The 24782-nt window shown below is 68.6% G+C and carries 18 protein-coding genes; 16 read left to right on the forward strand and 2 right to left on the reverse strand.

Going from position 1 to position 24782, the window contains the following annotated elements:
- Positions 1-23 precede the first annotated feature (23 nt).
- On the forward strand, positions 24-2756 hold the full coding sequence (locus tag KA419_01340) for a glucosidase (protein ID MBP7864565.1): 2733 nt from the start codon (positions 24-26) through the stop codon (positions 2754-2756).
- A gap of 460 nt (positions 2757-3216) precedes the next feature.
- A complete protein-coding gene (locus KA419_01345) occupies positions 3217-4155 on the forward strand; it encodes an OmpA family protein (protein MBP7864566.1) in 939 nt (312 codons plus the stop codon).
- 556 nt (positions 4156-4711) lie between these two features.
- On the opposite strand, the gene KA419_01350 is transcribed toward KA419_01345, so the two are convergent.
- Positions 4712-5662, reverse strand: a complete 951-nt coding sequence (locus KA419_01350; protein ID MBP7864567.1) for a transporter — start codon at positions 5660-5662, stop codon at positions 4712-4714.
- Between the two features lie 512 nt (positions 5663-6174).
- On the opposite strand from KA419_01350, the gene KA419_01355 reads away from it, so the two are divergent.
- The 8 genes from KA419_01355 (at position 6175) to creC (ending at position 14919) form a co-directional block, all read left to right on the forward strand.
- Positions 6175-6843, forward strand: coding sequence for a hypothetical protein (locus KA419_01355; GenBank protein ID MBP7864568.1), 669 nt, complete (start codon positions 6175-6177; stop codon positions 6841-6843).
- Positions 6844-7887: 1044 nt separating this feature from the next.
- A complete protein-coding gene (tnpA, locus tag KA419_01360) occupies positions 7888-8337 on the forward strand; it encodes an IS200/IS605 family transposase (protein ID MBP7864569.1) in 450 nt (149 codons plus the stop codon).
- 663 nt (positions 8338-9000) lie between these two features.
- Positions 9001-10323, forward strand: a complete 1323-nt coding sequence (locus KA419_01365) for an anaerobic sulfatase maturase (GenBank protein MBP7864570.1) — start codon at positions 9001-9003, stop codon at positions 10321-10323.
- Positions 10320-10757, forward strand: coding sequence for a hypothetical protein (locus KA419_01370; protein ID MBP7864571.1), 438 nt, complete (start codon positions 10320-10322; stop codon positions 10755-10757). Before KA419_01365 ends, KA419_01370 begins: the two co-directional genes overlap by 4 nt.
- 91 nt (positions 10758-10848) lie before the next feature.
- Positions 10849-11106, forward strand: coding sequence for a hypothetical protein (locus KA419_01375; protein ID MBP7864572.1), 258 nt, complete (start codon positions 10849-10851; stop codon positions 11104-11106).
- 290 nt (positions 11107-11396) lie between these two features.
- On the forward strand, positions 11397-12731 hold the full coding sequence (gene creD, locus KA419_01380) for a cell envelope integrity protein CreD (GenBank protein MBP7864573.1): 1335 nt from the start codon (positions 11397-11399) through the stop codon (positions 12729-12731).
- A gap of 47 nt (positions 12732-12778) precedes the next feature.
- The gene (gene creB, locus KA419_01385) at positions 12779-13474 is read left to right on the forward strand and encodes a two-component system response regulator CreB (protein MBP7864574.1); all 696 of its coding nucleotides are present in this window, start codon (positions 12779-12781) and stop codon (positions 13472-13474) included.
- Complete coding sequence (gene creC, locus KA419_01390) at positions 13471-14919, forward strand: two-component system sensor histidine kinase CreC (GenBank protein ID MBP7864575.1); 1449 nt, start codon at positions 13471-13473, stop codon at positions 14917-14919. Before creB ends, creC begins: the two co-directional genes overlap by 4 nt.
- A 675-nt stretch (positions 14920-15594) precedes the next feature.
- Here the strand turns inward: creC and KA419_01395 are convergent.
- Positions 15595-16590 carry an NAD-dependent epimerase/dehydratase family protein gene (locus tag KA419_01395; GenBank protein MBP7864576.1) on the reverse strand — a complete coding sequence of 332 codons (996 nt, stop codon included), beginning with the start codon at positions 16588-16590 and terminating at the stop codon, positions 15595-15597.
- Positions 16591-16911: 321 nt separating this feature from the next.
- On the opposite strand from KA419_01395, the gene KA419_01400 reads away from it, so the two are divergent.
- The 6 genes from KA419_01400 to KA419_01425 are packed head-to-tail and all read left to right on the forward strand — an operon-like array spanning position 16912 to position 24781.
- The gene (locus tag KA419_01400; GenBank protein MBP7864577.1) at positions 16912-18045 is read left to right on the forward strand and encodes an alpha-1,3-fucosyltransferase; all 1134 of its coding nucleotides are present in this window, start codon (positions 16912-16914) and stop codon (positions 18043-18045) included.
- Positions 18042-18791: an FkbM family methyltransferase gene (locus KA419_01405; protein MBP7864578.1), complete on the forward strand. Its 750-nt coding sequence runs from the start codon at positions 18042-18044 to the stop codon at positions 18789-18791. The genes KA419_01400 and KA419_01405 overlap by 4 nt, the downstream gene beginning before the upstream one ends.
- Complete coding sequence (locus KA419_01410; protein ID MBP7864579.1) at positions 18791-20863, forward strand: glycosyltransferase; 2073 nt, start codon at positions 18791-18793, stop codon at positions 20861-20863. The genes KA419_01405 and KA419_01410 overlap by 1 nt, the downstream gene beginning before the upstream one ends.
- Positions 20860-21822 carry a glycosyltransferase gene (locus tag KA419_01415; protein ID MBP7864580.1) on the forward strand — a complete coding sequence of 321 codons (963 nt, stop codon included), beginning with the start codon at positions 20860-20862 and terminating at the stop codon, positions 21820-21822. The genes KA419_01410 and KA419_01415 overlap by 4 nt, the downstream gene beginning before the upstream one ends.
- Positions 21819-23633, forward strand: a complete 1815-nt coding sequence (locus KA419_01420; protein ID MBP7864581.1) for an ABC transporter ATP-binding protein — start codon at positions 21819-21821, stop codon at positions 23631-23633. Before KA419_01415 ends, KA419_01420 begins: the two co-directional genes overlap by 4 nt.
- Positions 23630-24781 (forward strand): glycosyltransferase family 4 protein, encoded by a 1152-nt coding sequence (locus KA419_01425; GenBank protein ID MBP7864582.1) that lies wholly within the window; start codon positions 23630-23632, stop codon positions 24779-24781. Before KA419_01420 ends, KA419_01425 begins: the two co-directional genes overlap by 4 nt.
- The last annotated feature ends 1 nt before the right edge of the window (position 24782 follow it).

Consider the following 24782-nt stretch of genomic DNA (forward strand, 5'->3'; position numbering starts at 1 on the left):
AACCACACGAAAACGGAGGAGAAATGGGAAAGGAGAAAATCGCTGAGAAGATCCGGCTGGAGGAGGCGCGGGACGGCAGGCTCCCGTGGAAGAAGTGGGGGCCCTACCTGAGCGAGCGGCAGTGGGGGACGGTCCGGGAGGACTTCAGCGAGAGCGGCGACGCCTGGAACGACTTCACCCACGACCACGCCCGCTCCCGGGCCTACCGCTGGGGCGAGGACGGCCTGGCCGGCGTCTCCGACGACAAGCAGCGGCTCTGCCTCGCCCTGGCGCTGTGGAACGGCCGGGACCCCATCCTCAAGGAGCGCCTCTTCGGGCTCACCAACAGCGAGGGCAATCACGGCGAGGACGTCAAGGAGTACTACTTCTACCTGGACAGCACCCCCACCCACTCCTACATGAAGTTCCTGTACAAGTACCCCCAGGCGGCCTACCCCTACGCCGACCTGGTGGAAACCAACCGGGGGCGAACCCGCGAGGAGTTCGAGTACGAGTTGCTGGACACGGGGGTCTTCGACGCGGACCGCTACTTCGACGTCTTCGTGGAGTACGCCAAGGCGGGCCCGGAGGACCTCCTGGTGAAGGTCACCGCCGTCAACCGGGGGCCGGAGGCGGCCGAGCTGCACGTGCTGCCGACGCTCTGGTTCCGCAACGACTGGGCGGCGTGGATCGCCGAACCCGCCGGCAAGCCGCTGCTCCGGCAGGTGGACGGGCCCGGCGGCGCCGGGGCGCTGGAGGCGTTCCACCCGGTCCTGGGCGCCTTCGACTTCCACTGCGAGGGCGACGCGCCGCTGCTCTTCACCGAGAACGAGACCCACACCGCCCGGCTCTTCCCCGAACGGCCGGTCACCGGGCAGTTCTTCAAGGACGGCATCAACGACTGCGTGGTGAACGGCCGGGCCGACGCGGTGAACCCTGCGAAAACCGGCACCAAGGCCGCGGCGCATTACAAGCTGACGGTGGGCCCCGGCGAGGCCGCGACGGTGCGGGTGCGCCTCGTCGGGCGGTCCGACGCCGTCGGGACCAGGAAAGGCGCCCCCTTCGGGCCGGGGTTCGAGGACGTCCTGTCCACCCGGCGGGCGGAAGCGGACGCCTTCTACCGCTCCGTGACGCCGCCCTCCCTTTCCCCCGACGCGGCCGCGGTCATGCGCCAGGCCCTGGCGGGCATGCTCTGGTCGAAACAGTACTACCTCTTCGAGGCCAACGCCTGGCTGAAGGAGCACCGCGCCCACCCGCTGCACCCCGGGAGCCGGAACTTCCGGAACAGCGAGTGGTTCCACATGGTCAACGACGACGTCATCTCCATGCCCGACAAGTGGGAGTACCCCTGGTACGCAGCCTGGGACCTCGCTTTCCACACCCTGCCCCTCTCCATCGTGGACCCCGACTTCGCCAAGGACCAGATGAAGATGATGCTGCGCAACGTGTACCTGCACCCCAGCGGCCAGCTCCCCGCCTACGAGTGGAACTTCAGCGACGTCAACCCCCCGGTCCACGCCTGGGCGACCCTGTTCCTGCATCGCATGGAGCAGCTCGTGCGGGGCGAGTCGGACCTCGAGTTCCTTCGGGCGGCCTTCAGCAAGCTCCTGCTGAACTTCACCTGGTGGGTGAACCGCAAGGACCGCTTCGGCAAGAACGTCTTCGAGGGCGGCTTCCTCGGGCTGGACAACATCGGCGTCTTCGACCGCAGCGCCCCGCTCCCCACGGGCGGCTACCTGGAGCAGGCGGACGGCACGGCCTGGATGGCCCTCTTCACCCAGAACATGCTGGAGATGGCCGGCGAGTTGATCGCCGTGGACCCCACCTATCAGGACCTGGTGCTGAAGTTCGTCGAGCACTTCTACTACATTGCCGCAGCCATGAACAAGCCCGGGCCGGACGGCATGTGGGACGAGGAGGACGGGTTCTACTACGACCTGCTGCGGACCCCGGACGGCGGCGCCACGCGACTCAAGGTGCGCTCCATGGTGGGGCTCCTGCCGCTGGCTGCCACCACCGTGATCGAGAAAGGACAGCGGGACCTCGTCCCGGAAGTGATGGCCGCTCTGATCCGCCGGTCGGTGCAGATGCCGGTCCTTTTGGAAAGCATCCACCCCACCGGGCCGGGGCACTTCGGGGTGGCCGAGCGGGGGATCCTGGCCCTGGTCACCCCGGAGCGGCTCCGCCGAATCCTCGGGAAAATGCTGGACGAGAACGAGTTCCTGGGCCCTCACGGCATCCGCGCCCTCTCCCGGTACCACGAGCGCCACCCCTATGTCTTTCACGTGAACGGCCGGGAGTACCGGGTGGATTACCTGCCGGCCGAGTCCAACACCGGCATGTTCGGCGGCAACTCCAACTGGCGGGGCCCGGTCTGGATGCCCGTCAACGCCGTGCTCATCCGGGCCCTGCTGCAGTTCTACCTGTACTACGGCGACACCTTCAAGGTCGAGTGCCCCACCGGCTCGGGCCGGCTGATGAACCTCTTCGAGGTGGCCCGGGAGATCGCCGACCGGCTCGCGCGGATCTTCCTGCGGGACGAGGACGGCCGCCGGCCGGTGTACGGCGGGACGGAGAAGTTCCAGAACGACCCCCACTGGCGGGACCACCTCCTCTTCTTCGAGTACTTCCACGGCGACAACGGCGCCGGCCTGGGCGCGTCCCACCAGACCGGGTGGACCGGCGTGGTGGCGAAAATGATCCAGCTGTTCGGGCTGGTCGACCCCGTGAAAGCCCTGGAGGCCGGCAATCAGGGCGTTTTCGCCAAAGGCAGGTGAGCGCGCGCCCGCGCCCTGCGCGTACCGTCGCCCTCCGGGCGACGGACGATCCCGCCGCGGCCGATCCGTGCGCGGGACGGAGCCCCGCGCTACGCCCAAAGTCCCCTCGCCCCGGGGAACCGCTCCGAAGTGAGTCGGGATTCCGTCCCCGGGTCGGAATACCGTCCCCTTCCCGGGCTTGACGACATCCGGCACTCCGGAGGGTCCTTATTCTTTCACTGACGACAAGGCATTTGTCCCGCGTGCTTTTCCCGGCGTCGGGTTGGCACAGAGAATGCAATTACCCTGTCTCGAGGGAATTCCCTCGTCTTGCCCCCGATCGCCGGGAAAATCCCGGTGTCCACCGGCAGACGAGGGGACCCCGGGGCTCCTGGTTCCCGGATTTTCCCGGTACGGGTCTTCAAGAGCTCCCGGGTGGACCTGGAAGCAGTGAATATCTAGGAATAAAGGAGATCCGGTCATGAGAGGAAACGAAATCCAAAAAGTATCAACGGCAATCGCCCGGGTGGCTCTGCTGGGAATCCTGGGCTGCACGGCCGTTTTCGCCGGGACCGTCAAGGTGGAGGGCCTGATCAAGCAGCGCACCGAGATGATCCTGACGATCCAGACGCCCGAAAACGCGGAGGTGGTCGTCCGGCTGACGAAGAAAACCCAGGTGGCCCAGAACCTGGGCGCCCTGAAGGTGCGCAAGAAGGCCATGCCGATGTCCTGCCTCGTCACGGGCCTCCCGGTCCAGGTGGAAGGGACCTACGACAGTAAGCAGCAGCTCGTGGCGAAGTCCGTCCGGTTCAACGGGGACGACCTTGAGCGGGCCCAGTCCATCCAGGCCGGCCTGCACGAGACCCAGGAACAGGCCCGGAAGAACCAGGAGGAGCTGGAGAAACAGAACGCGGAACTGCAGGCGCAGAACGACGAGCTGAAAAAGCAGCAGGCCGAACTGGCCGAGCAGCAGCGCCAGATCGAGGAGCACAAGGCCGCCATTGCCGCCAACACCGCCCGCTTTGGCCAGCTGGCCGAGTTCTACATCTGGGACGAGGTGACGGTCTACTTTGGCAACAACAAGACCGCCGTCGAGCCTTCGTACGTTCCCCTGCTGATGGCGCTGGCGCAGAAGGCCAAGACCGTCAAGGGGTACCGGATCGCTGTGAAGGGATTCGCCTCGCCGGTCGGCAACGCCGCCAGGAACCAGAAACTCAGTGAGCAGCGTGCGGAAGCCGTCACGGCCCTGCTGCTCCAGCAGGGAGGGATTCCCGCGGTCTGCCTGCTGGCGCCGGCGGCCATGGGTGAGTGGCCGGAGCGAGCGCCCGTCGCCAACGACCGGACCCCCGAGGGGCAGGCCAAAGCCCGCCGGGTGGTGGTGCGGGTCCTCCAGAACAAGGGAGTCGCCGGGATCGAGTGACAATCCGGCCGGGGGTCGGCGCGTCGTCCGGGAACGCACCGGTCGTCGCGAGCCCCGCGTCCGCCCGACCCTGACCTGGAGGGGGGAAAGCATAAATGCAACCTGGATTCGAAGCCCGGACCGGGGAGCGCCGTCAAAAACCCTTGTTTTCCCTCCCTCCCTTCTTCTTTGCAAGTTGGTGACGCTCGGCGCCAGGCTGGTGCGCCGGGACCGCCCCCCCCTCGTCGACCGTCTCGACGTCCGGGTCCGCTGGTTGTTTCCGGCCGTCTTCGGCGGGGTGTTCGTGCTCTCCTGGTGGGGGTGAGGGCAATGTCAAACGGTTCTTCGTGCGCTTTCGGGACGAGGAACGCCCAATCCGCTCTCCTTCCCGGTCTCCCGAGGAAGATCGCGTGGGTGATCCTGCTCTTTCTGGCGGCTGCCGGGACCGCCCCGGCCGGTGAATGGTCTGCCGCTGTTCGTGTATTCCGTGTATTTCGTGGTTGAAACCCGGTAATCACCCAAGCTGTGGGTGTTGTTCGGGCCATGGGGTCCCGGGTTTGAACCCGGGACCGTCCACTTAGAATACGAACGCCAGCTTTCCGAAGAAGGAATTTCCTTTCAGGCGGTTCTCCACGCTCAGTTCGGGGAGCCACTTGACTTCGGCCGCGATCAGCGCCTTCTTGGTGTGCTTGATGAAGGACAAGGCCGGCCCGACACCGAAAGAGCGCCCCTTGAAGTCGCCCAGTTTCGCGCCGGTGCCGCTGTCGCCCGTGATCTGCTGGTAATAATAGACATTCGCTCCGATTCCCCAGATGGCGTGCGACTTGGTCATCCAGTGCTTCGCCACGGTCCCCTCGACGTGCCACTGCGTGCCGGTCTTGTAGTCGGTCTCGTTGTTGGTGGTGTTGAAGTCGACACCGGTGAAGAGGCTGAGTTCCACCATGTTCTTGTGGCCCATATAGCTGACGTAGAAGGTCGGCTCGACGGTCCAGTAGTTCTTCCCCAGGTTGGCCACGTTCGTCCGCTCGTACTTGCCGGTCGGGGCATAGAAGCCCATGATCGCGCCGATGTTGCAGTCCTTGACCTTCCACCCGATCGCGAAGGGGGAGAAGAAGATGTCGCCCAGCCCGCTGGCGGACTGGCTGCGGTGGACCGTCCCCGTGGGGGTGACCAGGTCGGCGTCGATGGTCAGGTGCGCGAGGGGCAGGCTGACGAGGGCCGCGCACTGGCCGCCCAGCACCTTGGGTTTGAAGGTGTACAACAGGAGCAGGCAGTCGGCGAAGGCGGTCCCCTCGACGTTCAGGCCCACGGTGCCGATGATGGGGATCTCCCTCCCGACGCCCGTATCGCCGTTGTAGGCGGAGAAGATGTTGACGAACGTGAACCCCGGTTTCAGCGGCAGGGCATCGACGCAGTCCGCCAGCGCACCGGGCATGTAATGTCCGCTCGCCGCCTCCTCGGCCAAGACGGGGACGATCGCGAGTGAAGCCAGGATCAGCAGAAACAGGGATAACGTGAGTTTTTTCATCGGTCCTCCTGAAAGTCTTGACGTGTATTCAGCCGTCTCGCCGGCTCTCCTTCTGTCACCGGGGCGTCCTGTCGTCGATCCGGGGATTTCGGCGCCCCGCTTGGACGGCATCGGCCCCGGTCTCACCGGTTACCCGGATCCGTTTCGGGATTCAGATCGCATGATCGATGCCAAAGCCGGGCGCCTCACCCCCCTGTTTGCTATATCTCTTTTCATGTAGAGGTTGTGGGAGTACCTGCTCCGGCAGACACCCGAGTGTCGGCGGGGTGCCGGGCGATATTTCGCTCAAAGGACGCAATGCCGACCCCCTTGCGCGAGCGGGAGCGGGTTCCTCCCGGGAACGATTTTCAACTATCTGATTCCAAAGACTTGAGATGCAAGCAAAAGCGCATGCTTCGCGAAGCAGTGGCACGGTTCGTGCATCCTCACTTGCATGAAAATGATCACCCTCCTCAAGATCACACCCGCCGGCGGCAAAAAGGACGCCGTCCTGGAAGAACAAGAGGTGATTCGTGACACGTGAAGACCCGGCACCCGTCCCCCGGCATGAGCCCCGCTGGCCCGCCGCCGCCGCCATTCTTTTCGTGCTTGCCCTCCTCGTGATGATGCCGGCCCGCATCCGCATCCTCCCCGGCTGGTATGTCTGCACGGTGACGCTGACCTTCGTCCTCCCCATGCTGCTGTCGGATCTGCCGGCCACCCGTCGCTGGTTCGAGCCCGTGGAGAGGGTGACCACGGTCCTGTGCGCCGGCGTGGTGATGCTGGCAACCCTGATGTCCTTGCGGCACGTGGTCATTGCCATCCTGAACCACTCGTCCGGGATGACGGGCCTCCAGCTCCTCTCCTCGAGCGTCGGGGCCTGGGCAACCAACGTCATCGCCTTTTCCCTGGTGTACTGGCAGACGGACCGTGGAGGGCCTGCCCTGCGGGCGAAGGAGGCGGGCGCCCGGCCGGACTGGGTCTTTCCGGCGGAATCCGCCCCTCCCGCGCTCGTAAAACCTTTCTGGCGGCCCGTCTTCATCGACTACCTGTTCCTTGGGTTCTCCACGGCGACGGCCTTCAGCTCCACCGATGCCCTGCCGCTGACCACCCGGGCCAAGCTGCTGATGATGCTCGAGAGCGCCGTTTCCCTGACCACGATCCTGGTGGTCGCCTCGCGCGCCATCAATATCCTCGGGTAGGGGTCGTTCCCGAGGCGCGATGGGGGGGGGTAAGCGACCGGAGCCCCGCCTGCGGGGCGATTGAGTGTAGCCCGGGGCGACGGGCGCCTCGCCCGAGCCCCGGGGAGAGGCGGTAATGAAACGAGGAGCCCCGCCTGCGGGGCGACTGAGTGTAGCCCGGGGCGACGGGCGCTTCGCCCGAGCCCCGGGGAGAGGGGTCGGGAATCGACCGGAGCCCCGCTTGCGGGGCGATTGAGTGTAGCCCGGGGCGACGGGCGCCTCGCCCGAGCCCCGGGGAGGCGGGCCGGGAATCGAACAGAGCCCCGCCTGCGGGGCGATTCAACCTGGACCCGAGCGTTGCCAAACACGGTAATCAATTCAGACCCCAGAGAACCAGGAATCGCCCCGCAAGCGGGGCTCCGATTCTTTTTCCGGCCGGTTCCCGGGGCTCGGGCGAAGCGCCCTTCGCCCCGGGCTACACTCAATCGCCCGCTTCGCGGGCTCATGCGGAACACCCTTTGCGCCGGGCCACACTCAATCGCCCGCTTCGCGGGCTCATGCGGTTCACATTTGGCCCGGGACTACGATCCATCCTTCGCGTTGCGGGCTCCTGCGGTGCACATCTGGCCCCGGACTGCGCTCCATCCCTCGCGTTGCGGAGACCTGCGGTTCACACTGACCCCGGACTACGCTCCATCCCCTACGTTACGGGCTCGGGGAGGTGGCGTAGAGGAGGTGCACCTCCCGGAAGAAGACGCGAACGGGCCGGACCCGTCGGAGATCCGGTTCCGGCAGGGGATGCTATAATGTCATCCTTCGGGGCGCGGGTTCCCAGAGCCCCGCCTGCGGGGCGATGGAGTGTAGCCCGGGGCGACGGGCGCTTCGCCCGAGCCCCGGGATTGAGGCGGTGATGAGACGAGGAGCCCCGCCTGCGGGGCGATTCAAAACAAGGATAGCCTCGAAAAAAGACCATCAACGGCTGGCCATGTCCGATCGGATGAATGACGAACACGTTTCCGGCCACCCAACGATTTTTCATAATCATCAAAACGAAGGAATGTCAACATGGCACACACGTTCACCCAAATAACCCTTCATTTTGTCTTCTCCTCGAAGGGCAGGGCTTGCTTCCTGAAAAAACCGCTCCGGGATCGCCTTTTCCCCTACATGGTCCGCATCGTGAACGAGGAGTTCGGGCAGGTCCGCGAGATCGGCGGGACCGAGGATCACGTCCACCTGTTGACCGAAATCTCCAAGGACGTGAGCGCGGCCAACCTGATGCGCGACCTGAAAAGCCGTTCCTCCGGGTGGGTGCACCGGGAGTTCGACCTGCCGGGGTTCGGTTGGCAGGAGGGGTACGGGGCCTTCTCCGTCAGCATGTCCGCGATCGACAGGGTGAGGGAGTATATCCGGGGGCAGGAGGCGCACCACCGGAGGATGAGTTTTCAGGAAGAATTTCTCCGGATGTTGCAGCGGCACGGGATCGAATACGATGAAAAATACATCTGGAAATGAGGATGGGCGGGGCCGCAGGAATGCCGTCGCATCCCGAGAATCATCGGCCCCAAACCGGTGGACATCATGTTGTGATGATCCATGTGACCGAAATGATTGATTCATGGAAACGAATCGCCCCGCAAGCGGGGCTCCGATTCTTTTTCCGGCGGGTTCCCGGGGCTCGGGCGAAGCGCCCTTCGCCCCGGGCTACACTCAATCGCCCGCTTCGCGGGCTCCTGAGGAATGCTCTTCGTTCCTGGCTAAACTCACCCCCCCACGCAACAAGTTTCTGCGGAAAGCCATCGCCCCGGGGAACACTCGCTCGATCCCTTTACAGCGGTGGCCGAGAGATGGTGCACCTTCCGGAAAAAGACGTGAACGGGCTGGACTCCTCGCTGAGCCTGTTCCGGCAAGGGATGCTATAATGTCATCCTTCGGGGCGCGGGTTCCCGGAGCCCCGCCTGCGGGGCGACTGAGTGTAGCCCGGGGCGACGGGCGCTTCGCCCGAGCCCCGGGGAGAGGGGCGACGGGCGCTTCGCCCGAGCCCCGGGGAGAGGGGCGACGGGCGCTTCGCCCGAGCCCCGGGGAGAGGGGCGACGGGCGCTTCGCCCGAGCCCCGGGGAGAGGCGGCGATGAGATGAGGAGCCCCGCTTGCGGGGCGATTCAACGAGGACCCGAACGTTGCCAAACAAGACAGATAACCCAAAAACAGCCAACGCTCCCCGGGGCCTCCACGTGGTGGCCAAGCCCGCGGGGCCCGCCTGCAACCTCGACTGCGCCTACTGCTTCTACCTCGAGAAACAGGCCCTCTTCGGGGCCGGCGGGAAGACCCGGATGAGCGACGCGGTCCTGAGCGCCTTCATCGCCAACTACGTCAACAGCCAACCCACGCCGGAGGTGGAGTTCGTCTGGCAGGGCGGGGAGCCGACCCTCCTGGGGGTCGACTTCTTCCGGCGGGTGGTGGCGATCCAGAAGGGCTTCACCCGGCGGAAGAAGATCACGAACGCGCTCCAGACCAACGGGACCCTGCTCACCGACGACTGGTGCGCCTTCCTCCGGAAACACGAATTCACGGTCGGCCTCAGCCTGGACGGCCCGCGGGAGATCCACGACCGCTACCGGCGGGACCGGGCGGGCCGCGGCACCTTCGACGCGGTAATGCGGGGACTGGGCCTGCTGAAGAAGCACGGCGTCGCGTTCAACGTCCTGGCGTGCGTGGCCCGGGAGACGGCCCGACACCCCTTGGAGGTCTACCGCTTCCTCCGGGAGCAGGGCGTGGAATTCATCCAGTTCACGCCGGTGGTGGAGCGCCCGGCCGACGCCGGCACCGCCGCGCAGGGGCTCCGGCTGGCGGGGTTCGGCTCCCCGGGAGCCCCCGTCGAACCGGAGGGGGTCACCCCCTGGTCCGTTCTCCCCGAGGACTACGGCGACTTCCTCATCGCCGTGTACGAGGAGTGGGTTCGCCACGACGTGGGCACGGTCTTCGTCATGAACTTCGAGTGGGCCCTCAACGCCTGGGTCGGCAACCCCTCGCCCGTCTGCGTCCACGCGCAACGGTGCGGACGCTCCCTCGCGGTGGAACACAACGGCGACGTCTACGCCTGTGATCACGGCGTTTACCCGCAGCTCAAGCTCGGGAACGTCCGGGCCGACCGCCTCGACGACCTGGCGGAGCGCTCCCGCCGGTCGGGGTTCGGCGTGGGGAAGGAGACCGCGCTGCCGCTCCAGTGCCGGGAGTGCGAGGTCCTGGCGGCATGCCGGGGGGGGTGCCCCAAGCACCGCTTCACCGAGTCCGCCCGGGGCGAGCCCGGGCTGCACTACCTCTGCGCGGGGTACCGAAAGTTCTTCCGCCACATCCGCAAGTACCTGCGGGCCATCACGCAACTCCTGGAGAACGGGTACCCCGCCTCCCTGGTGATGCGGGCGGTGGACCGTCCCCTGCTCCTCCAGGCCGCCCCGGACGACTCCGGGCCGCCAAACCTCCCAAAGGAAGGCAAACCATGAAGAAACCCGCCGCCCTGATGCCCGTCATCCCGTTCCTGGCCCTTTTCGCCCTGCTCGGGGCACCGTTCGCCCACGCGGCCTCCCCGGCGAAACCGAAACCGGGGAAACCCGCGGCGCCGCCCCCCGATTACCAGCGCCTGGAAGGGAAATGGGTCCGGCCGGACGGCGGCTACGTTCTCGAACTCCGAGACGTTCTGGCGGACGGCCGCCTGGCGGCCTCCTATTTCAACCCCCGGAAGATCAACGTGTTCATGGCGAAGTGGAGCCGGAAGGACGGAGCCCTTCGCGTCTACGTCGAGCTGCGGGACGTCAATTACCCGGGGTCGAAGTACGACCTGCAGTACGACCCGGTGTCCGACCGGCTCCTGGGCACCTACTTCCAGGCCGTGGAGGGGCAGACCTACGACATCGCCTTCGAACGGGCCCGCAACTGATCGGGGAATGCGCACTCGCCTACTACACCCGCGAGGTTAATTCACGGCCGACATCGATCTGGCCTACCCCCGCTCCACCGCGTTCGACGAGGTGCTGGACGGCCTCGGCTTCCGCCGGGAAGGCCGGCACTGGGTCCAGGAGGGCTGGAACATCGCCGTGAAATGCCCCGCGGCCGATCTGGCCGGAGAGGATGCCCTGCGGGAGGAGATTGACCTCGGGGAGGGGTTGGGCCTTTACGTCATCGGCCTGGAGGACCTCCTGATCGACCGGCTGAACGCCTGGGTCCACTGGAAATCGGCCGTGGACCGGGAGATGCTGCTGGTTCTGCCAAGGAACGAATCCTGGTGAACCTGGCGCTTCGGGTCATTGCCGAGCGGGAGAAGGACGACTTCATCCCCCCCGGGCCCCGCCGTCGCCGGGCACGGATCGGCTGAACCGCCTCGCTGCGGTGGTGGCGGCCCTCGGGCCTTCCACGGACTTCACCGCGATTTCACCGCCATTTCGGTTGCCTTTCGAAAAATGCTCACTTCCGTGCGTGAGAATGGTCTCGTGAAGGGACACGGGGGCGGTTCGGCCGGAACGTGCCCTCCCCGCCCGACCCCCCGCGTCAGCCCATCACCAACCAAACGGAGGCAGCCATGTTTGAACCAAGCGATTCGTTCAATTCGACCCCCGTCGCCCCGGGCCCGCTCCCCCTTGGCGGCAGGGCGGTCCGCTTCGCCGGGATCCTCGGCCTGATCGTCCTGCTGTACCTGGCGACGGTCCCCATCCTCGACCTCGTGGAGGAGCGCCGCCGGACGCGGGACGACGTGGTCCGCGAGGTGGCCGGGACCTGGGGTGGGGCCCAGGTGGTCGGCGCGCCGGTGGTCTCCCTCCCCCTGTGCACCGTGGACCCCCGGACGGGGATCCTCTCCGACGCGGGCTACTACCACGTGCTTCCCCGGGAACTCACCGTCACGGGCGAGGTCACCCCCGTCCTCCGCTACCGCACCCTCTACCCCGTGGTTCTCTACTCCGCGCGCCTCCGGCTGGAGGGGTCGTTCGACCTGCCCGGGCCCGACGCCCCGGAGTTGGTCGACTACCCGGTCCGCCGGGACCAGTCGGTGGTTTCCGTCGGGATCTCGGACCTGCGGGGGATCCGGGACGGGGTGCGCCTGCTGTGGAACGGGAAGGCCCTGGACCTCGAGCCCGGACGGACGGCGCCCAACCTCTTCCCGGCCGGGATCTCGGCCCGAGGCCCCGCGGTGGCCGCCGCTGACGCGGGCGGGCGCGTCCGGTTCAGCCTGGAACTCACCGTCAACGGGAGCGAGGACATCCGCTTCCTCCCCCTCGGCGAAACCACCACGGTGAGGTTGCGGTCCCCCTGGCCCGACCCGGGCTTCGGGGGGGCCTTCCTCCCCGACACCCGCCGGATCGGCCCCGCCGGCTTCGAGGCGTCGTGGAAGGTGCTCAAGTTCAACCGGAACTTCCCGCAGCACGCGCTCTCCGCGGGCACCGACTTCGCGAAGGACCTGACCCGCTCCGCCTTCGGCGTGCGCCTGGTCTACCCGGTGGACGGCTACCAGAAGGTCACGCGCTCCCTCAAGTACGCCATCCTATTCATCTTCCTCACCTTCGTGGCCTTCTTCCTCGCGGAGACGCGCTCCCCCCGCCGGCCGACGCTGGTCCAGTACCTGCTGGCGGGCGTGGCCCTGGTGGTGTTCTACACCCTTCTGCTCTCCCTGTCGGAGGTCGCGGGCTTCGACAGCGCCTACGGCTTCGCGTCCCTGGGGGTCCTGGCGCAGGTGGGGCTCTTCGCCCGGGGGATCTTCGGAAGCACCGGGTCCGCCGTCGCGGTCGGGGGCGTCCTGGCGGCGCTCTACGGGGTGCTGTACGTCATCCTCCGCCTCGAGGACACCGCCCTGCTGGTGGGGAGCCTCCTGCTCTTCGTCGTCACCGGGGTGCTGATGTACTTCTTCCGCCGGACGGACTGAGTTACAATGGCCTGGACACAAGCGGCGGGCGGCATGGGAGGGAGGCGGTGGAGAACCGGCAGCGCATCCTGGTGGTGGAGGACGAATCGGCGGTGGTGGACCCCATCGTCTACGTCCTCCGGGCCGAGGGTTTCGACCCCGCCTGGGCCGCCACCGGCGGGGAGGCGCGGCGGTCCCTGGCGGAGGGGGGCGTGGCGCTGGTGATCCTGGACGTGGGCCTCCCCGACGTCAGCGGCTTCGAACTGTGCAAGGAGATCCGGAAGGGGTCCGACGTCCCCGTCATCTTCCTGACATCCCGGGTGGGGGAGATCGACCGGGTGCTGGGCCTCGAGATCGGCGGGGACGACTACGTGGTGAAGCCCTTCAGCCCCCGGGAGCTGGCGGCCCGCGTCAAGGCGGTGCTGCGCCGGCGCGGGGCGGGCACGCCCCCTCCGCCCGCGATGGGCCGTCCGTCGGCCTTCAGCGTGGAGCCGGAGCGGTGCCGCATCCTCTACCACGGGGTCCCCCTCAACCTCTCCCGGTACGAGTACCGACTCCTGAAGACCCTGGTGGGGCGCCCCGGACGGGTGTTCACCCGGGACGAACTGATGGCCGTCGCCTGGGACGCGCCGGAGATGAGCACGGACCGCACCGTGGACACCCACGTCAAGACCCTGCGCGCCAAGCTGAAGGAGGTCCGCCCGGACGAGGACCCCGTCGTCACCCACCGGGGCTTCGGCTACTCGCTCAAGGACGACGCATGAGGATAAGGACGCGCATCCTCCTGGGCTTCCTCGCCCTGGTGACGGGGGTCTTCGCCGTGCTGGCCGCCTGGCTGCTGGGCGACGCCCGCGTCCAGCCCCTCCGGGCCGTCGAGGACGCCCTCCTGGACACGGTGCAGGTCCTCGCCGGCTTCCTGGAGTCGCGCCCGGGGGACATCCGCCGGCGCGCCGACGGGCTGCGCCAAGCCCTGGCCGGCACGTTCCGCCACCCCCTGGAAGCCCGGATCTACGAGCACCGCCGGAGCGGCACCAACATCCACGTCTACGTCACCGACGGGAGCGGGGTCGTCGTCTACGACTCGCGCCACGGCGAGAGCGAGGGGAAGGACTTCTCCCGCTGGAACGACGTCTGGCTGACGCTCCGGGGCCGCTACGGCTCGAGGGCCACCCGGACGGACCCGGCCGACGACTACTCCACCGTGCTGTACGTGGCGGCGCCGGTGCGGGAGGGCGGTCGGCTCGTCGGCGTGGTGAGCGTGGGGAAGCCGGCGTCGGACGTGAAGATGTTCGTCCGGGGCGCCAGCCGGGCCATCCTCACGGCCGCCGCCGTGGCGGGTCTGGCCCTGGCCGGGCTCGGCCTCCTCCTGACGTTCTGGGTCACCCGCCCCATCGAGACGCTGGCCGCCTGGGCCGAGGCGGTGCGGCAGGGGAAGCGCACCGCCCTCCCCCCGCTGGGCCGGAACGAAATCGGCCGCCTGGGGGGCGCCTTCGAGGAGATGCGGGACGAGCTGGAAGGGAAACGTTACGTGGAGCACTACGTCGGGGCCCTGACCCACGAGATCAAGGGGCCGCTCTCCTCCATCCGGGGGGCGGCCGAGCTGCTGCAGGAGGACCTGCCGGCGGAGGACCGCGCCCGCTTCGTGGCCAACGTCCTGGCGGAGAGCGAGCGGATCCGCTGCCTGTCCGACCGGCTGCCGCAGCTGGCCGCCATCGAGAACCTCAAGGCCCTCCCCGGGCCGGAAACGCTCGATTTCGCGGCCTTGGTGCGGGAGGAGGCGGAAGGTCTGACCCCCCTGGCCGAAACCCGGGGGATCGCCATCGAGACGGACCCGGGACCCCCGTGCCCGGTGCGGGGCGACCGGATGCTGCTGCGCCTGGCGGTGTCCAACCTGGTCCAGAACGCCCTGGACTTCACGCCCCGGGGCGGGCGGGTCTCGCTGACGGTCCGGGAGACGGCCGAGGGAATCGAGCTGCGCGTCGCCGACAATGGGACCGGGGTCCCCGACTACGCCCTGGACAAGGTCTTCGAGAAGTTCTACTCCCTGCCGCGGCCGGGGACCCGGGCCCGCAGTTCCGGGCTGGGGCTCGCGCTGGTGCGGGAGGTGGCGCTGCTCCACGGCGGCGCCGTCCGCCTCGAAAACGCCCCCGCCGGCGGCGCCCTGGCCACCCTCCGCCTGCCATCGTCGCCCCCCGGCCCGACCCGGTGAACCCTGGAGGCCTGTTTCAGAGCGTTCCTCCCCGGAAACAAATTCGCAACATGCCTAAAAAAATCAGGTTGCGAAATGTGGTATCTGTTCGATTGGACGGCCATCCCGCCGCCCTCGCTACACAGTTACACGCCTGCGGCGTTCGGACGCCGAATTGTGCAAGGGCCGGAACATCGCCGTGAGGGAGGCCAATCCCGTGCGGCGCGCAGGTCTGACGGAGCGGCGCTTTGACCGCGCCTCGCAGGCTTCCGGAGCGGCGCGGGGAGAGTGACGGCGGACAAAGACCCGGCCCTCCGGGAGCGGTGCGCCCTCTGGTGACCTTGCGTCCCCCGCGATGGTGAGGCGGTCCCCTTCCGACGGCGCTCCGGCGGCCTGCGCGCCTTACTCCTGGGGTTTGTCAAAAAGCGGCGCTCCGTCAGACCTCCGCGCCGCACTCCCCAGGACATTCCCACCGTCACTCCGGCGGCCTGCGCGCCGCACTCCCCGTCGGTACATTCAGATTGAACTGGCGGGGTTCGGGGAGCGATTCGGGGATAGGATTCTACACAAATTGAACCCCGGCGGCGCGCGGGGCGGGGGAAACGTGGCCCCCCCAAGCTACGAATATTTCACCCCTATGGGTGAAGAGACAAAAGCCACGATTTTGGCGGGACGACGGCAGGACGAGGGGGGTTGTCAGCAGAGCCCGTTGACCCAGGCGTAGGTCTCGGCGATTCCCTCTCTCAAGCTTTTCGTCGGCGCCCAACCCATCTTTTCCCGGAAGAGCGCGTTGTCGGAGTTCCGTCCCCGCACGCCCTGCGGGCAGGGGAAACCGTATTTCGCGACGAAGTCGTCGCCGCAGAGGTTTCTGACCCGGATGTCCTTGCCGGACACCTCGATGACCATCCGGGCCAGCTGGTTGATGGTGACCCGTTCCTCCGAGCCGATGTTCACCGGCCCGACAAACCCTTCCCGTCGCATGAAGCGGGACAGGGCCTCCAGGCACTCGTCGATGTACAGAAACGAGCGGGTCTGCAGCCCGTCCCCCCACACTTCGATCTCTCCCCCGTCGGGCGCCTGGGCCACTTTTCGACAGAGCGCCGCCGGAACCTTCTCTCTGCCGCCCGTCCAGGCCCCGCACGGCCCGAAGATGTTGTGGAACCGCGCAATCCGGACGTCCAGGCCGTGATTCCGGTGAAACGCCAGGTACAGCCGCTCGCTGAAGAGTTTTTCCCACCCGTACTCGCTGTCGGGCTCGGCCGGGTACGTCATCGCCTCCGAACACGCCGGGTTGAGGGGGTCCAGCTGGTTGTACGCCGGGTAGACACAGGCGGAGGAAGAAAAAAACAACCGCTTCACCTTCCGGGTCACACATGCCCGCGCCACGTTCAGGTTGATGAGCGCGGAGTTGTGCAATACATTCGCATCGTTGCGCCCCGTGAAGAGATACAGGGCCCCGCCCATGTCGGCGGCCAGCTGGTAGACCTCGTCCGCGCCTTCCGGGATGACGGACCCCGCGATCGCCGGGTCGGTCAGGTCCCCGAGGACGAACTCGTCGGCGTGCTGGTGGTACTCATTGTATTTCAGGTCGACGCCGCGCACCCAGCAACCTTCCGCCTTCAGCCGCCCGGCCAGGTGGCCGCCGATGAACCCCCCCGCACCCAGCACGACCGTTTTTCTGAGCTTGTTCATGAGAACCGCCTGTTCAGGATCTCGATCGAGGGAAGGCCACGCCGGCGCCCTCGCCACGCACCGTTATACTCCTCCGTCCACCCCAAGTCGAGACGGGCTTGATGATTTACAAAAGTCCGGATTTTGATCTCACAGAGGCACGAAGGCACGGGGAAGAATCATAAGAATTGTTTTTTTCAACCAAATCCGATTTGCATTTCCCCGTGCCTCCGTGCCTCTGTGAGAGAAAAGGACTTTTTACAAGGGCGTCAGGTTTGGGGGGTGGGCGCCGAATTTGAACGGACGCCGCGACGCTTGCCCGCAACCCGTTTCGTTGCTACAATGGCCCTCATGAATGCCGCGCCGCCCCCCTGGCCCAGTCGTGCCGCACTCCGCTGGATCCTGCTCCGGAACCGCCTGCGCCAGGCGTTGCGCCGCAGCGCCCCCGCCCGGTTACGGCGCCGGCTCCGTGAACTCCCCTGGCCGACGGGTTCGTCGGCGGGGCCGGCCGGCGCCGGTGCCGTCCGCGGGGCCCCGCTCGCGAGCCGTCCGACCCGGAGCAACGCGGCCGGCGAAACGGTGATCCTGGTCTACAACCGCATGTGGGAGCAACCGCTGGAGTTCCCCTCGGACGCGGCCCCCCCGGGGGTGACCTTCACGACCGACCGGGCCCGCTTCGCCGAGGCCGCCGCCGTCGTGTTCCACGTCCCCGGGCTGCCGCCCGGTGCATTGCGCAGGCTGTCCAAGCCGCCCGGCCAGGTGTGGGTGGCCTGGTCGTTCGAGAGCGCCCAGGCCTACCCCTGCCTGGACGACCCGCGCTTCATGCGCCGCTTCGACCTGCGCATGACCTACCGCCGGGAAGCGGAGATCTTCATGCCCTACCTGTGTTACTACGGCCCGGACGCGGTGGAGCACCTGCGCCTTCCCCCGCGCCCGAAGCCGGGCGGTCGCGGCCCGGATTCGCCGCTGTGCCTGTTCCTGGCCTCCAGTTACCGGGAAACCAGCGGGCGGACGCTGTACGTCCGGGAACTGATGCGGCACCTCCCCGTGCACTCCTGCGGCCGCTGCCTGAACAACCGCCCCTTCCCCGGCGATGACGGCAGCCTCCGGGCCAAGCACGACCTGCAGTCCGCCTACAAGTTCACCCTGGCTTTCGAGAATTCGCGCGGCGTGGACTACGTGACGGAGAAGTTCTTCTCGGCGTTGATCACGGGCTCGGTGCCCGTGTACCTGGGCGCGCCCAACGTGGCCGATTTCGCCCCCGGCGAGCGCTGTTACATCGACGCGCCGGCCTTGGGGCCCCCCCGGGCGCTGGCCGAGTACCTGCGCTACCTGGACGGCCACGAGGAGGCCTACCAGGAATACCTGGCCTGGAAGACGCGACCCTTCCGGGCCGGTTTCCTGGAAATGGCGGAGGCGGCGAGGGAAAACCCGCTGGTCCGGCTGGCACGCCGGGTTTTGCAGGAGCGACCATGAACTGGAAAACGACCTTCCGCACCTGGGCCGCCCGGCGGGGATACCTGGTCCGGGGCCTCTGCAGCCTCTCCCTGCTGGAGGTCCTGCTGCTCAAGCAGCTGAAGCGGAACCCGGATTTTTTCTTCGTGCAGATCGGCGCCAACGACGGCCTCATGTGCGACGAACTGGCCCCCTTCGTCCGGCAGTACCGGCTGCGGGGCGTCGTGGTGGAACCGCTCCCCGACGTCTTTCGGCAGCTGATGCACAACTACCGGGACCAACCCCAGGTCCGCGGCGTCCAGGCGGCGCTGCACCGGACCCTCCGCCGGGCGGTGCTCCACCGGGCGGACCTTTCGGCCCCCCGTCTCCCCGGCGGCGCGCCGGGCATGGCGTCCTTCGACCGGGACCACCTGCGCCGCTTCGGGGTCCCGGAGGAGCACATCCTCACGGAGGACGTCCCCTGTCTCACCTTCCCGGAACTGCTCGAGCAGCAGGGGATTCGTCAGTTCGACCTGCTGCAGATCGACACGGAGGGGTACGACCGGGAGATCCTGGCCATGGTGGACTTCGAGCGGTTCCGCCCGGCCCTCGTCCGTTTCGAACACGGCCTGGGCGACCAGATCATGTCCTGGACGGAGATGCAGGCGTGCCTGCACCGCCTGCACGGCTACGGGTACCTTTTCGCGCTGGAGCCTTACGACGTCATCGCCTATCAACCCGACCCCTGGAAGCGGGTCCCGGTGGTCGCCCGGCCGCGGGGAACGTGATGAGGACCTGGCCCTTCGTCTCCGTCGTCGTGCCGGTCCTCAACGAGGCGGAGCACGTGGACGCCTGCCTGAAGGCCCTGCTGGCCCAGACCTATCCTCCCGCGTCCCGGGAGATCATCGTGGTGGACAACGGGTCCACGGATGACACCCCGGCCCGTGCCGCCCGCTACCCCGTCACGGTGTCGAGCGCCCTCGTCCGCGGGCCGGCCCGGGCCCGCAACACCGGGATCCGCCAGGCGAGAGGCGACTTCATCGTCTTCCTGGACGGCGACTGCGTCCCGGGACCCCACTGGCTGACGGCACTGCTGGAGGCGTGGGACGACCCGGCGGTCGGGTTCTTCGTCGGCGAGATCGAGGGCGCCCCGTCACCCCGCCTCGTCAGCCGCTTCACGGAATACCGTCGGGTCATTTCCCAGGCGGACTTGCTCTCCCAGGTGATCCCGACGGCGGCCACCGGCAACCTGGCCGTGAGCCGGGCCGCCCTGGAGCGGGTGGGGGTCTTCGACGAGTCCTTCCGCTGGGGGGAGGACGCCGACCTGACCTGGCGGGTCCAGACCGTGGGAGGGCTGGATTTCCGCTACAACCCGCGGGCGGTGGTCGTGCACCCGGGCCCGGACGGCCTTCGCCAACTGGCCGCCCGCAGTTTCCACGAAGGGCTGGGGGTGGCCGCCTTCCGCCGCAAACACGCCCGGGATTTCCACCCGCGCTTCCTGTCCGCGGCGCGATACCGCTGGGCCTGCTGGCGCACCGCGGCGGGGTTGCTGCGCTACCCCTGGATGGTGCGGGCCCACCGCACCCGCGGTCTGCCCTGGCCGAAAGCGCTGGCCTACCCTTTCCTCGACAAGCTGCGCACGGTGAGCCTGCTCGCCGGGATCAGCCGCGGCCTGTCGGGCGGGGAAGCCGGCGGAAACGGCCCGGCGCCCGTCCGGGTCCCGGCCGGTGCGGCGGGGGAGCCCGCCGGGCCGGGGCACGGGCTGCGGATGGACATCGAGCAGGAGCCGTTGCTGCGGGACGGCCCGGCCGGGCTGACCGCCCGGGTCCGGGGGGACCTGCGGGAGATCAGCCGGGCGCTGCTGCGGGTGCTGCCCCGGGCGACCGTGTTGCTCACCGGCAGCCTGTCGGTCAACGAGGGGCGGTGGGAGACGGTGGACGGGGAAGCCGTCTGCCGGAGCGACTACGACCTGGTGGTGATCGCGCCGGACTGGCGCCTGCTCCGCCCCGCAAGGCTCTGGGCCCTCCTGGGGCCGCGTCTGCGGGCACTGGGCCTGGCCGCCACGCTGGACATCGGCCTGGTCTGGGCCCCCGTCTTCCGGCGGGGCTGGTCGACCACCGGCGGGCGGATCGTCGCCGGGGACCCGGCGGCGTCCGTCTGCCTGGAGGCGTTGACCGCGCCGCGGGCGTCCGGGGCCCTCTGGCGGAGTTTCAAGCACCTGGCGGAAGCGCTGCTCTATCCCGCGGCCTTTTCCGCCCTGCTGGGAAAGGCGCTCCTGGAGGCCGCCCAGGCCCGGCTCCTGCACGCCTGCCGCGGCAGGCCGCGCCCCGAATGGGTGGACCTGCTCCGCACCGACCGGGTCCGGGACCGCATCCAGCCCTACGCCCCGGAACTGGGACCGGACGCGCTCGCCCTCATCGGCCGGGCGGCGGACCTGGCGGCGGGCCGGCCCGCCGTTCCCCTCGGCGCTGCGGACACCCGGCCGGCGCAGGGCGTCCTCCGCCAGGTCCGCAAGGCCCTGCCGCCGCCGGGGGGACTGCGCCACCGGCTGGTGGAGGTCAGCCGAACGCTCCATCGCCGCCGGTTTCGCTCGTCGAAACGACCTCCCCTGTCCGTGCTGCTGGACCAGATGGACGCCCTGGCCACCGCCTGGCTCGCCGGCGAGCCCGATCCGCCGGACCGCTTGTCCGCGCCGGAAACGCGGTCCCGGCCGAACGGCCCCGCCCCGGCGGCGGACGACCCCCGGGCCGCCCGCTACCGCCGGGTCTTCCTGGCCTTGCAGGAACAGGGGGATTTCTTCCCGCACAAGTTCATCCTGCCGGCTGCGCCCCAGGGCCCCGGCACGGCGGGGCGGCCATGAGCGGGGGCACGTCGGCCCGCCAACGGGTGAGCGTGGTGATTCCCTGCCTGAACGGGGCCTCGACCCTGGCCGGCCTGGTCGATGCCCTGCGGGCGCAGCGGCTGCCGCCCGGCACGGAGCTGGAGATCCTGGTGGTGGACAACGGCAGCACCGACGGGTCCCGGGAGCTGGCGGCCAGGCTGCCGGTGCGCCGCCTGGAGGAGCCGCGGCAGGGGCCGGCGGCGGCGCGGAACACCGGCCTGCGCGCCTCCCGCGGGGACGTGATCATCTTCCTGGACGTCGATACCCGGCCGGCCGGGCCGGATTTCGTCCGGGAGCACCTGGCCGTGCTGCTCTCCGACCCCGCCGTCGGCATCAGCGGCGGGGCCATCTCGCCCGACCCCGCCCAGCGAAGCCTGACGGCGTTTGCCGAGAACGCCACGGCCCTCTTCAACTGGCACGAGGGGTTGCCGCCCCGGCGGTCCACCTTCCAGCCGTCCGGCAACATGGCCCTGCCCCGCCGGGTCGCGGACCGGGTCGGGCCGATGAACGAGGAGCTTCACTGGCTCGAGGATTTCGACTGGTGCCGGCAGGTGCTGCGGGCGGGTTACGAAATACGCTTCAACCCCCGGGCGGGCGTTTACATCCGCGGCCGCGAGTCCCTGTTCGCCGCGCTGGTCAAGTTCTATCACTGGGGCCTGCACGTCCGGAGGGTGTACCTGCCCGGGCGGACGGAGCAGCTCTGGCTTTTCCCCGATCACCCGCTCCTGTTCATGCTCAACGGCCCCTGGCGCCTGGTGAACGAGACCTGGGTGACGCTCAAGCGATGGTTCCCCTGCCGGCCCGGCCGGATCCTGCTGGCCCTCCCCCTTGTCATCCTGTTCCGCGCCGCCTGGGCCTGGGGGGTGATGCGGGGCGGCCGGGCCTACCTTCGCCGCCGGAAGGCGGCCGGGCTTTCCCGGAAGGTCGTGTCCCCATGAAATCCCCCCCGCCGATTCGGGAGACGCTGCGCGGCGTGATGAAACTGCTGGGAAGGCCCGGGTTGCTGCTGCTGACCCTCGAGATCCTCTCCTCGGTCCTCCTGGCCCTCCTGGAATATGTTCTCGCCTGGTTTTTCGTCCTGTTCATGAGCGCCTTGGGGATCACCGCCCCGGGCAGGCTGCCGGGCTGGCTGCCGTTTTCCGACGCGACCATCACCAGCCCCTGGATATGGCTGGGCCTGCTGGGGGTGGCCATCTTGCAGGCGCTGGCCCGGGTCGGGTCCTTCCAGTCCAAGATCCTGCTCACCGGGCGGGTGAACGTCCGCCTGAAGATGGCGCTGACCCACCTCCTCCTGTGGCGGAAAGCGAACCACCCCCTGCCGGCCAGCACCATCGATTTCTACTACGCGGAGTGTTTCGACAAGGCCGGCCAGTTCACCTTCCACTTCGTCCAGACCCTGTCGTTCCTGATCCAGGTGGTCCTGATCGCCGCCGGGATGACCCTCCTGGCGTGGGGCCCCTCCCTGGTGGGGCTGGTCTTCATGGGGCTCCTGGGGCTCATGGTCCTGGGTTTCAACCGGTCCGCCCAGCGGGCCTCCCTGAAGATGACGGAGGCGGTGGCGCGGATGTACCAGGCGAAGACGCGGGTCGTGCGGAACTGGTTTCTCATCCACGTGCTGCGCATCCAGGAGCAGGAATCCCGGCTCATGCTGGAGCCGGTCTTCGCCGGGTACCGGCACAACGCCGTCGCGTTCCTGATGGCCAACCTCAGCCTGGTGGTGATGCCCGTCCTGGGGGTCCTGGTGCTGGCGGCCATCGTGGCGTCCAACCTGTGTGTCTTCCATGTCGCCACGGGCTCGTTCGCGGCCTTCCTCTTCATGTACATGCGGCTGCAGCAGAAGATGTCCAACGGGGCCAACCTGGTCGGCGAGCTTTTCGCGTCGCGGGAGTACTTCCGGCGCGCCCTGGCCCTGGTGGACTCCCTCTCGCCGGCGGAACTGCGGCAGGCGTTCCGCCCGGAGAGCGGCTTTCACTTCTGGCGGGCCCACCTGCAGTGGCGCCCTTTTCAGCCCCCGCCGGCGGCGGCCCCGGAGCCGGACGCCGCCCCGCCGGCCCTCGAGGCGGACCACCTGGCCTTCCGCTGGCCGGATGCCGCCGAGCCGGTCTTCCACGACCTCTCCTTCACCATCCCGGCCGGTGCCCACTGCGGCATCGTCGGTTCCAACGGCAGCGGGAAGAGCACCCTGCTGGGCTGCCTGCTGGGCATCTACGCCCCCTCGGCGGGGTCGAGCCGCATCGACGGCCGGCCGGCGGCGGCGTTCCTGGAGGAGCGGTCCCAAACACTGGCCTACGTGGGGCCCGAGCCCTTCCTGATCGAGGGCTCGCTGCGGGAGAATCTCGAGTACGGCCGGACGCGGACCGGCGCCGAGGAGGACCTCTGGCGGGCGCTGGCCGCGGTGCAGCTCGACGGCTTTGTCCGCGGGCTGCCGCAGGGCCTCGAGACCCGGATCGGGGAAAGCGGCGACGGCCTCTCGTCGGGCGAGCGGCAGCGCTTGACCATCGCCCGGGCCCTGCTGCGCCGCCCGCGGCTGCTCGTCATGGACGAGCCGTCGGCCAACGTGGACGAGTGGAGCGAGAAGGCCCTGGTGGAGGCCCTGCGATCCCTCAAGGGCCGGTGCACCGTGGTGGTGGTGTCGCACCGGCCAGGCATCCTGGCGGCGGTGGACCGGACCCTGGACATGGACCGGGGCCTCCTGCGGGATACCCCTTTCCCGCCTTCCCGGGAAGAAAACGGCGAGGTGCGCGCATGAGCGGCGCAAACTCCAGGGGGGTCCTGTTCGTCACCATGAAACCGCCCAGCGGCTACACGGAAGCGTCGTTCCGTTACATCCGCCTGCTGGTCCGGTCGAACGTCCCCGTCACGTGGACGGCCATGGGGCGGGGGCCGAGGCCGGGCCGGTCGGAAGAGGGGGAGATCCGGTCCCTGAAAACCGGCGACGACATCCTGGACGGCCGCTACCGCGCCCCGCTGCCCTACGACCGGGTCGTGGTCCACACCGTGCCGGAGAATTTCGCCTACTGGTCGATCCGGGAGCCCGACCGGCGGCGGTTCGGCTACACGGCCTGGGAAACCGACCGGCTGCCCCACCACTGGCCGCCCCACCTGCGCCGGATGCACCGCTTGATGGTGCCGAGCCGGTTCAACCGGGACAGCTTCGAGCGCGACGACGTCCGGAGGCCGGTGCACGTGGTGCCCCACCCGCTGCCGGAGGACCGCCCGCAGGCGGGGCCGCTCCCCTGCCGGGTCCCGGACGGCCATTTCGTCTTCTACACCATCCAGTCCTGGACGGCCCGCAAGGACCTGGCCTTCACCCTGCGGGCGTACCTGGACGCTTTCACCCGGCGGGACCCGGTCACGCTGATCATCAAGACGGACCGTCGGGACCTGTCCCACACGGGCGGGAACGGATTTTTCCACCCCGGTGTCCGGGCCCGGGTGCGGAAGGTCCTGCGGGACTATGCCCAACCCGCCCGGGTCTGCCTGCTGACCGGCTACCTGGACCCGCGGACCCTCCTGCGGCTGCACGGGCGGGGCGACTGTTACCTTCAACTGGCCCACGGCGAGGGGTGGGGGCTGGGGGCCTACGATGCCGCGGCCTACGGCCGGCCGGTCATCGCCACGGATTTCGGCGGCCCGCTGGATTACCTGGCGCCGGAGACGGCCTGGCTGGTCAAGTCGATACGGGTCCCGGTGGACGACCCGTCCGGCTTCCCGTCCTTCGCCCCGGAACAGTGGTGGGCCCAGCCGGACCGGGGCGAGGCCTCCCGGCTGATGCGCGAGGCGGCGGGCGACCCCGCCCGGGCGCGCGAGCGGGGAGAGGCGGGACAAGAGTACGTGACCCGGCGGTTCAGCGAGGCCGCCGTGCGGGAAGCCATGCTGACAGCGCTGGAGTGGTGAC

This window comes from Acidobacteriota bacterium (genome assembly GCA_018001935.1).
GTDB lineage: Bacteria > Acidobacteriota > JAAYUB01 > JAAYUB01 > JAAYUB01 > JAGNHB01.

Excerpts from the sequence above, each read along its gene's own strand:
- KA419_01370 (MBP7864571.1), top strand. The coding sequence starts at position 10,320 with ATGAAGAAACCCGCCGCCCTGATGCCCGTCATCCCGTTCCTGGCCCTT.
- KA419_01410 (MBP7864579.1), top strand. The coding sequence starts at position 18,791 with ATGAGGACCTGGCCCTTCGTCTCCGTCGTCGTGCCGGTCCTCAACGAG.
- KA419_01340 (MBP7864565.1), top strand. The coding sequence starts at position 24 with ATGGGAAAGGAGAAAATCGCTGAGAAGATCCGGCTGGAGGAGGCGCGG.
- KA419_01395 (MBP7864576.1), bottom strand. The coding sequence starts at position 16,590 with ATGAACAAGCTCAGAAAAACGGTCGTGCTGGGTGCGGGGGGGTTCATC.
- creD (MBP7864573.1), top strand. The coding sequence starts at position 11,397 with ATGTTTGAACCAAGCGATTCGTTCAATTCGACCCCCGTCGCCCCGGGC.
- creC (MBP7864575.1), top strand. The coding sequence starts at position 13,471 with ATGAGGATAAGGACGCGCATCCTCCTGGGCTTCCTCGCCCTGGTGACG.
- KA419_01425 (MBP7864582.1), top strand. The coding sequence starts at position 23,630 with ATGAGCGGCGCAAACTCCAGGGGGGTCCTGTTCGTCACCATGAAACCG.
- KA419_01420 (MBP7864581.1), top strand. The coding sequence starts at position 21,819 with ATGAAATCCCCCCCGCCGATTCGGGAGACGCTGCGCGGCGTGATGAAA.
- KA419_01345 (MBP7864566.1), top strand. The coding sequence starts at position 3,217 with ATGAGAGGAAACGAAATCCAAAAAGTATCAACGGCAATCGCCCGGGTG.
- KA419_01350 (MBP7864567.1), bottom strand. The coding sequence starts at position 5,662 with ATGAAAAAACTCACGTTATCCCTGTTTCTGCTGATCCTGGCTTCACTC.
- KA419_01405 (MBP7864578.1), top strand. The coding sequence starts at position 18,042 with ATGAACTGGAAAACGACCTTCCGCACCTGGGCCGCCCGGCGGGGATAC.
- tnpA (MBP7864569.1), top strand. The coding sequence starts at position 7,888 with ATGGCACACACGTTCACCCAAATAACCCTTCATTTTGTCTTCTCCTCG.
- KA419_01415 (MBP7864580.1), top strand. The coding sequence starts at position 20,860 with ATGAGCGGGGGCACGTCGGCCCGCCAACGGGTGAGCGTGGTGATTCCC.
- KA419_01400 (MBP7864577.1), top strand. The coding sequence starts at position 16,912 with ATGGCCCTCATGAATGCCGCGCCGCCCCCCTGGCCCAGTCGTGCCGCA.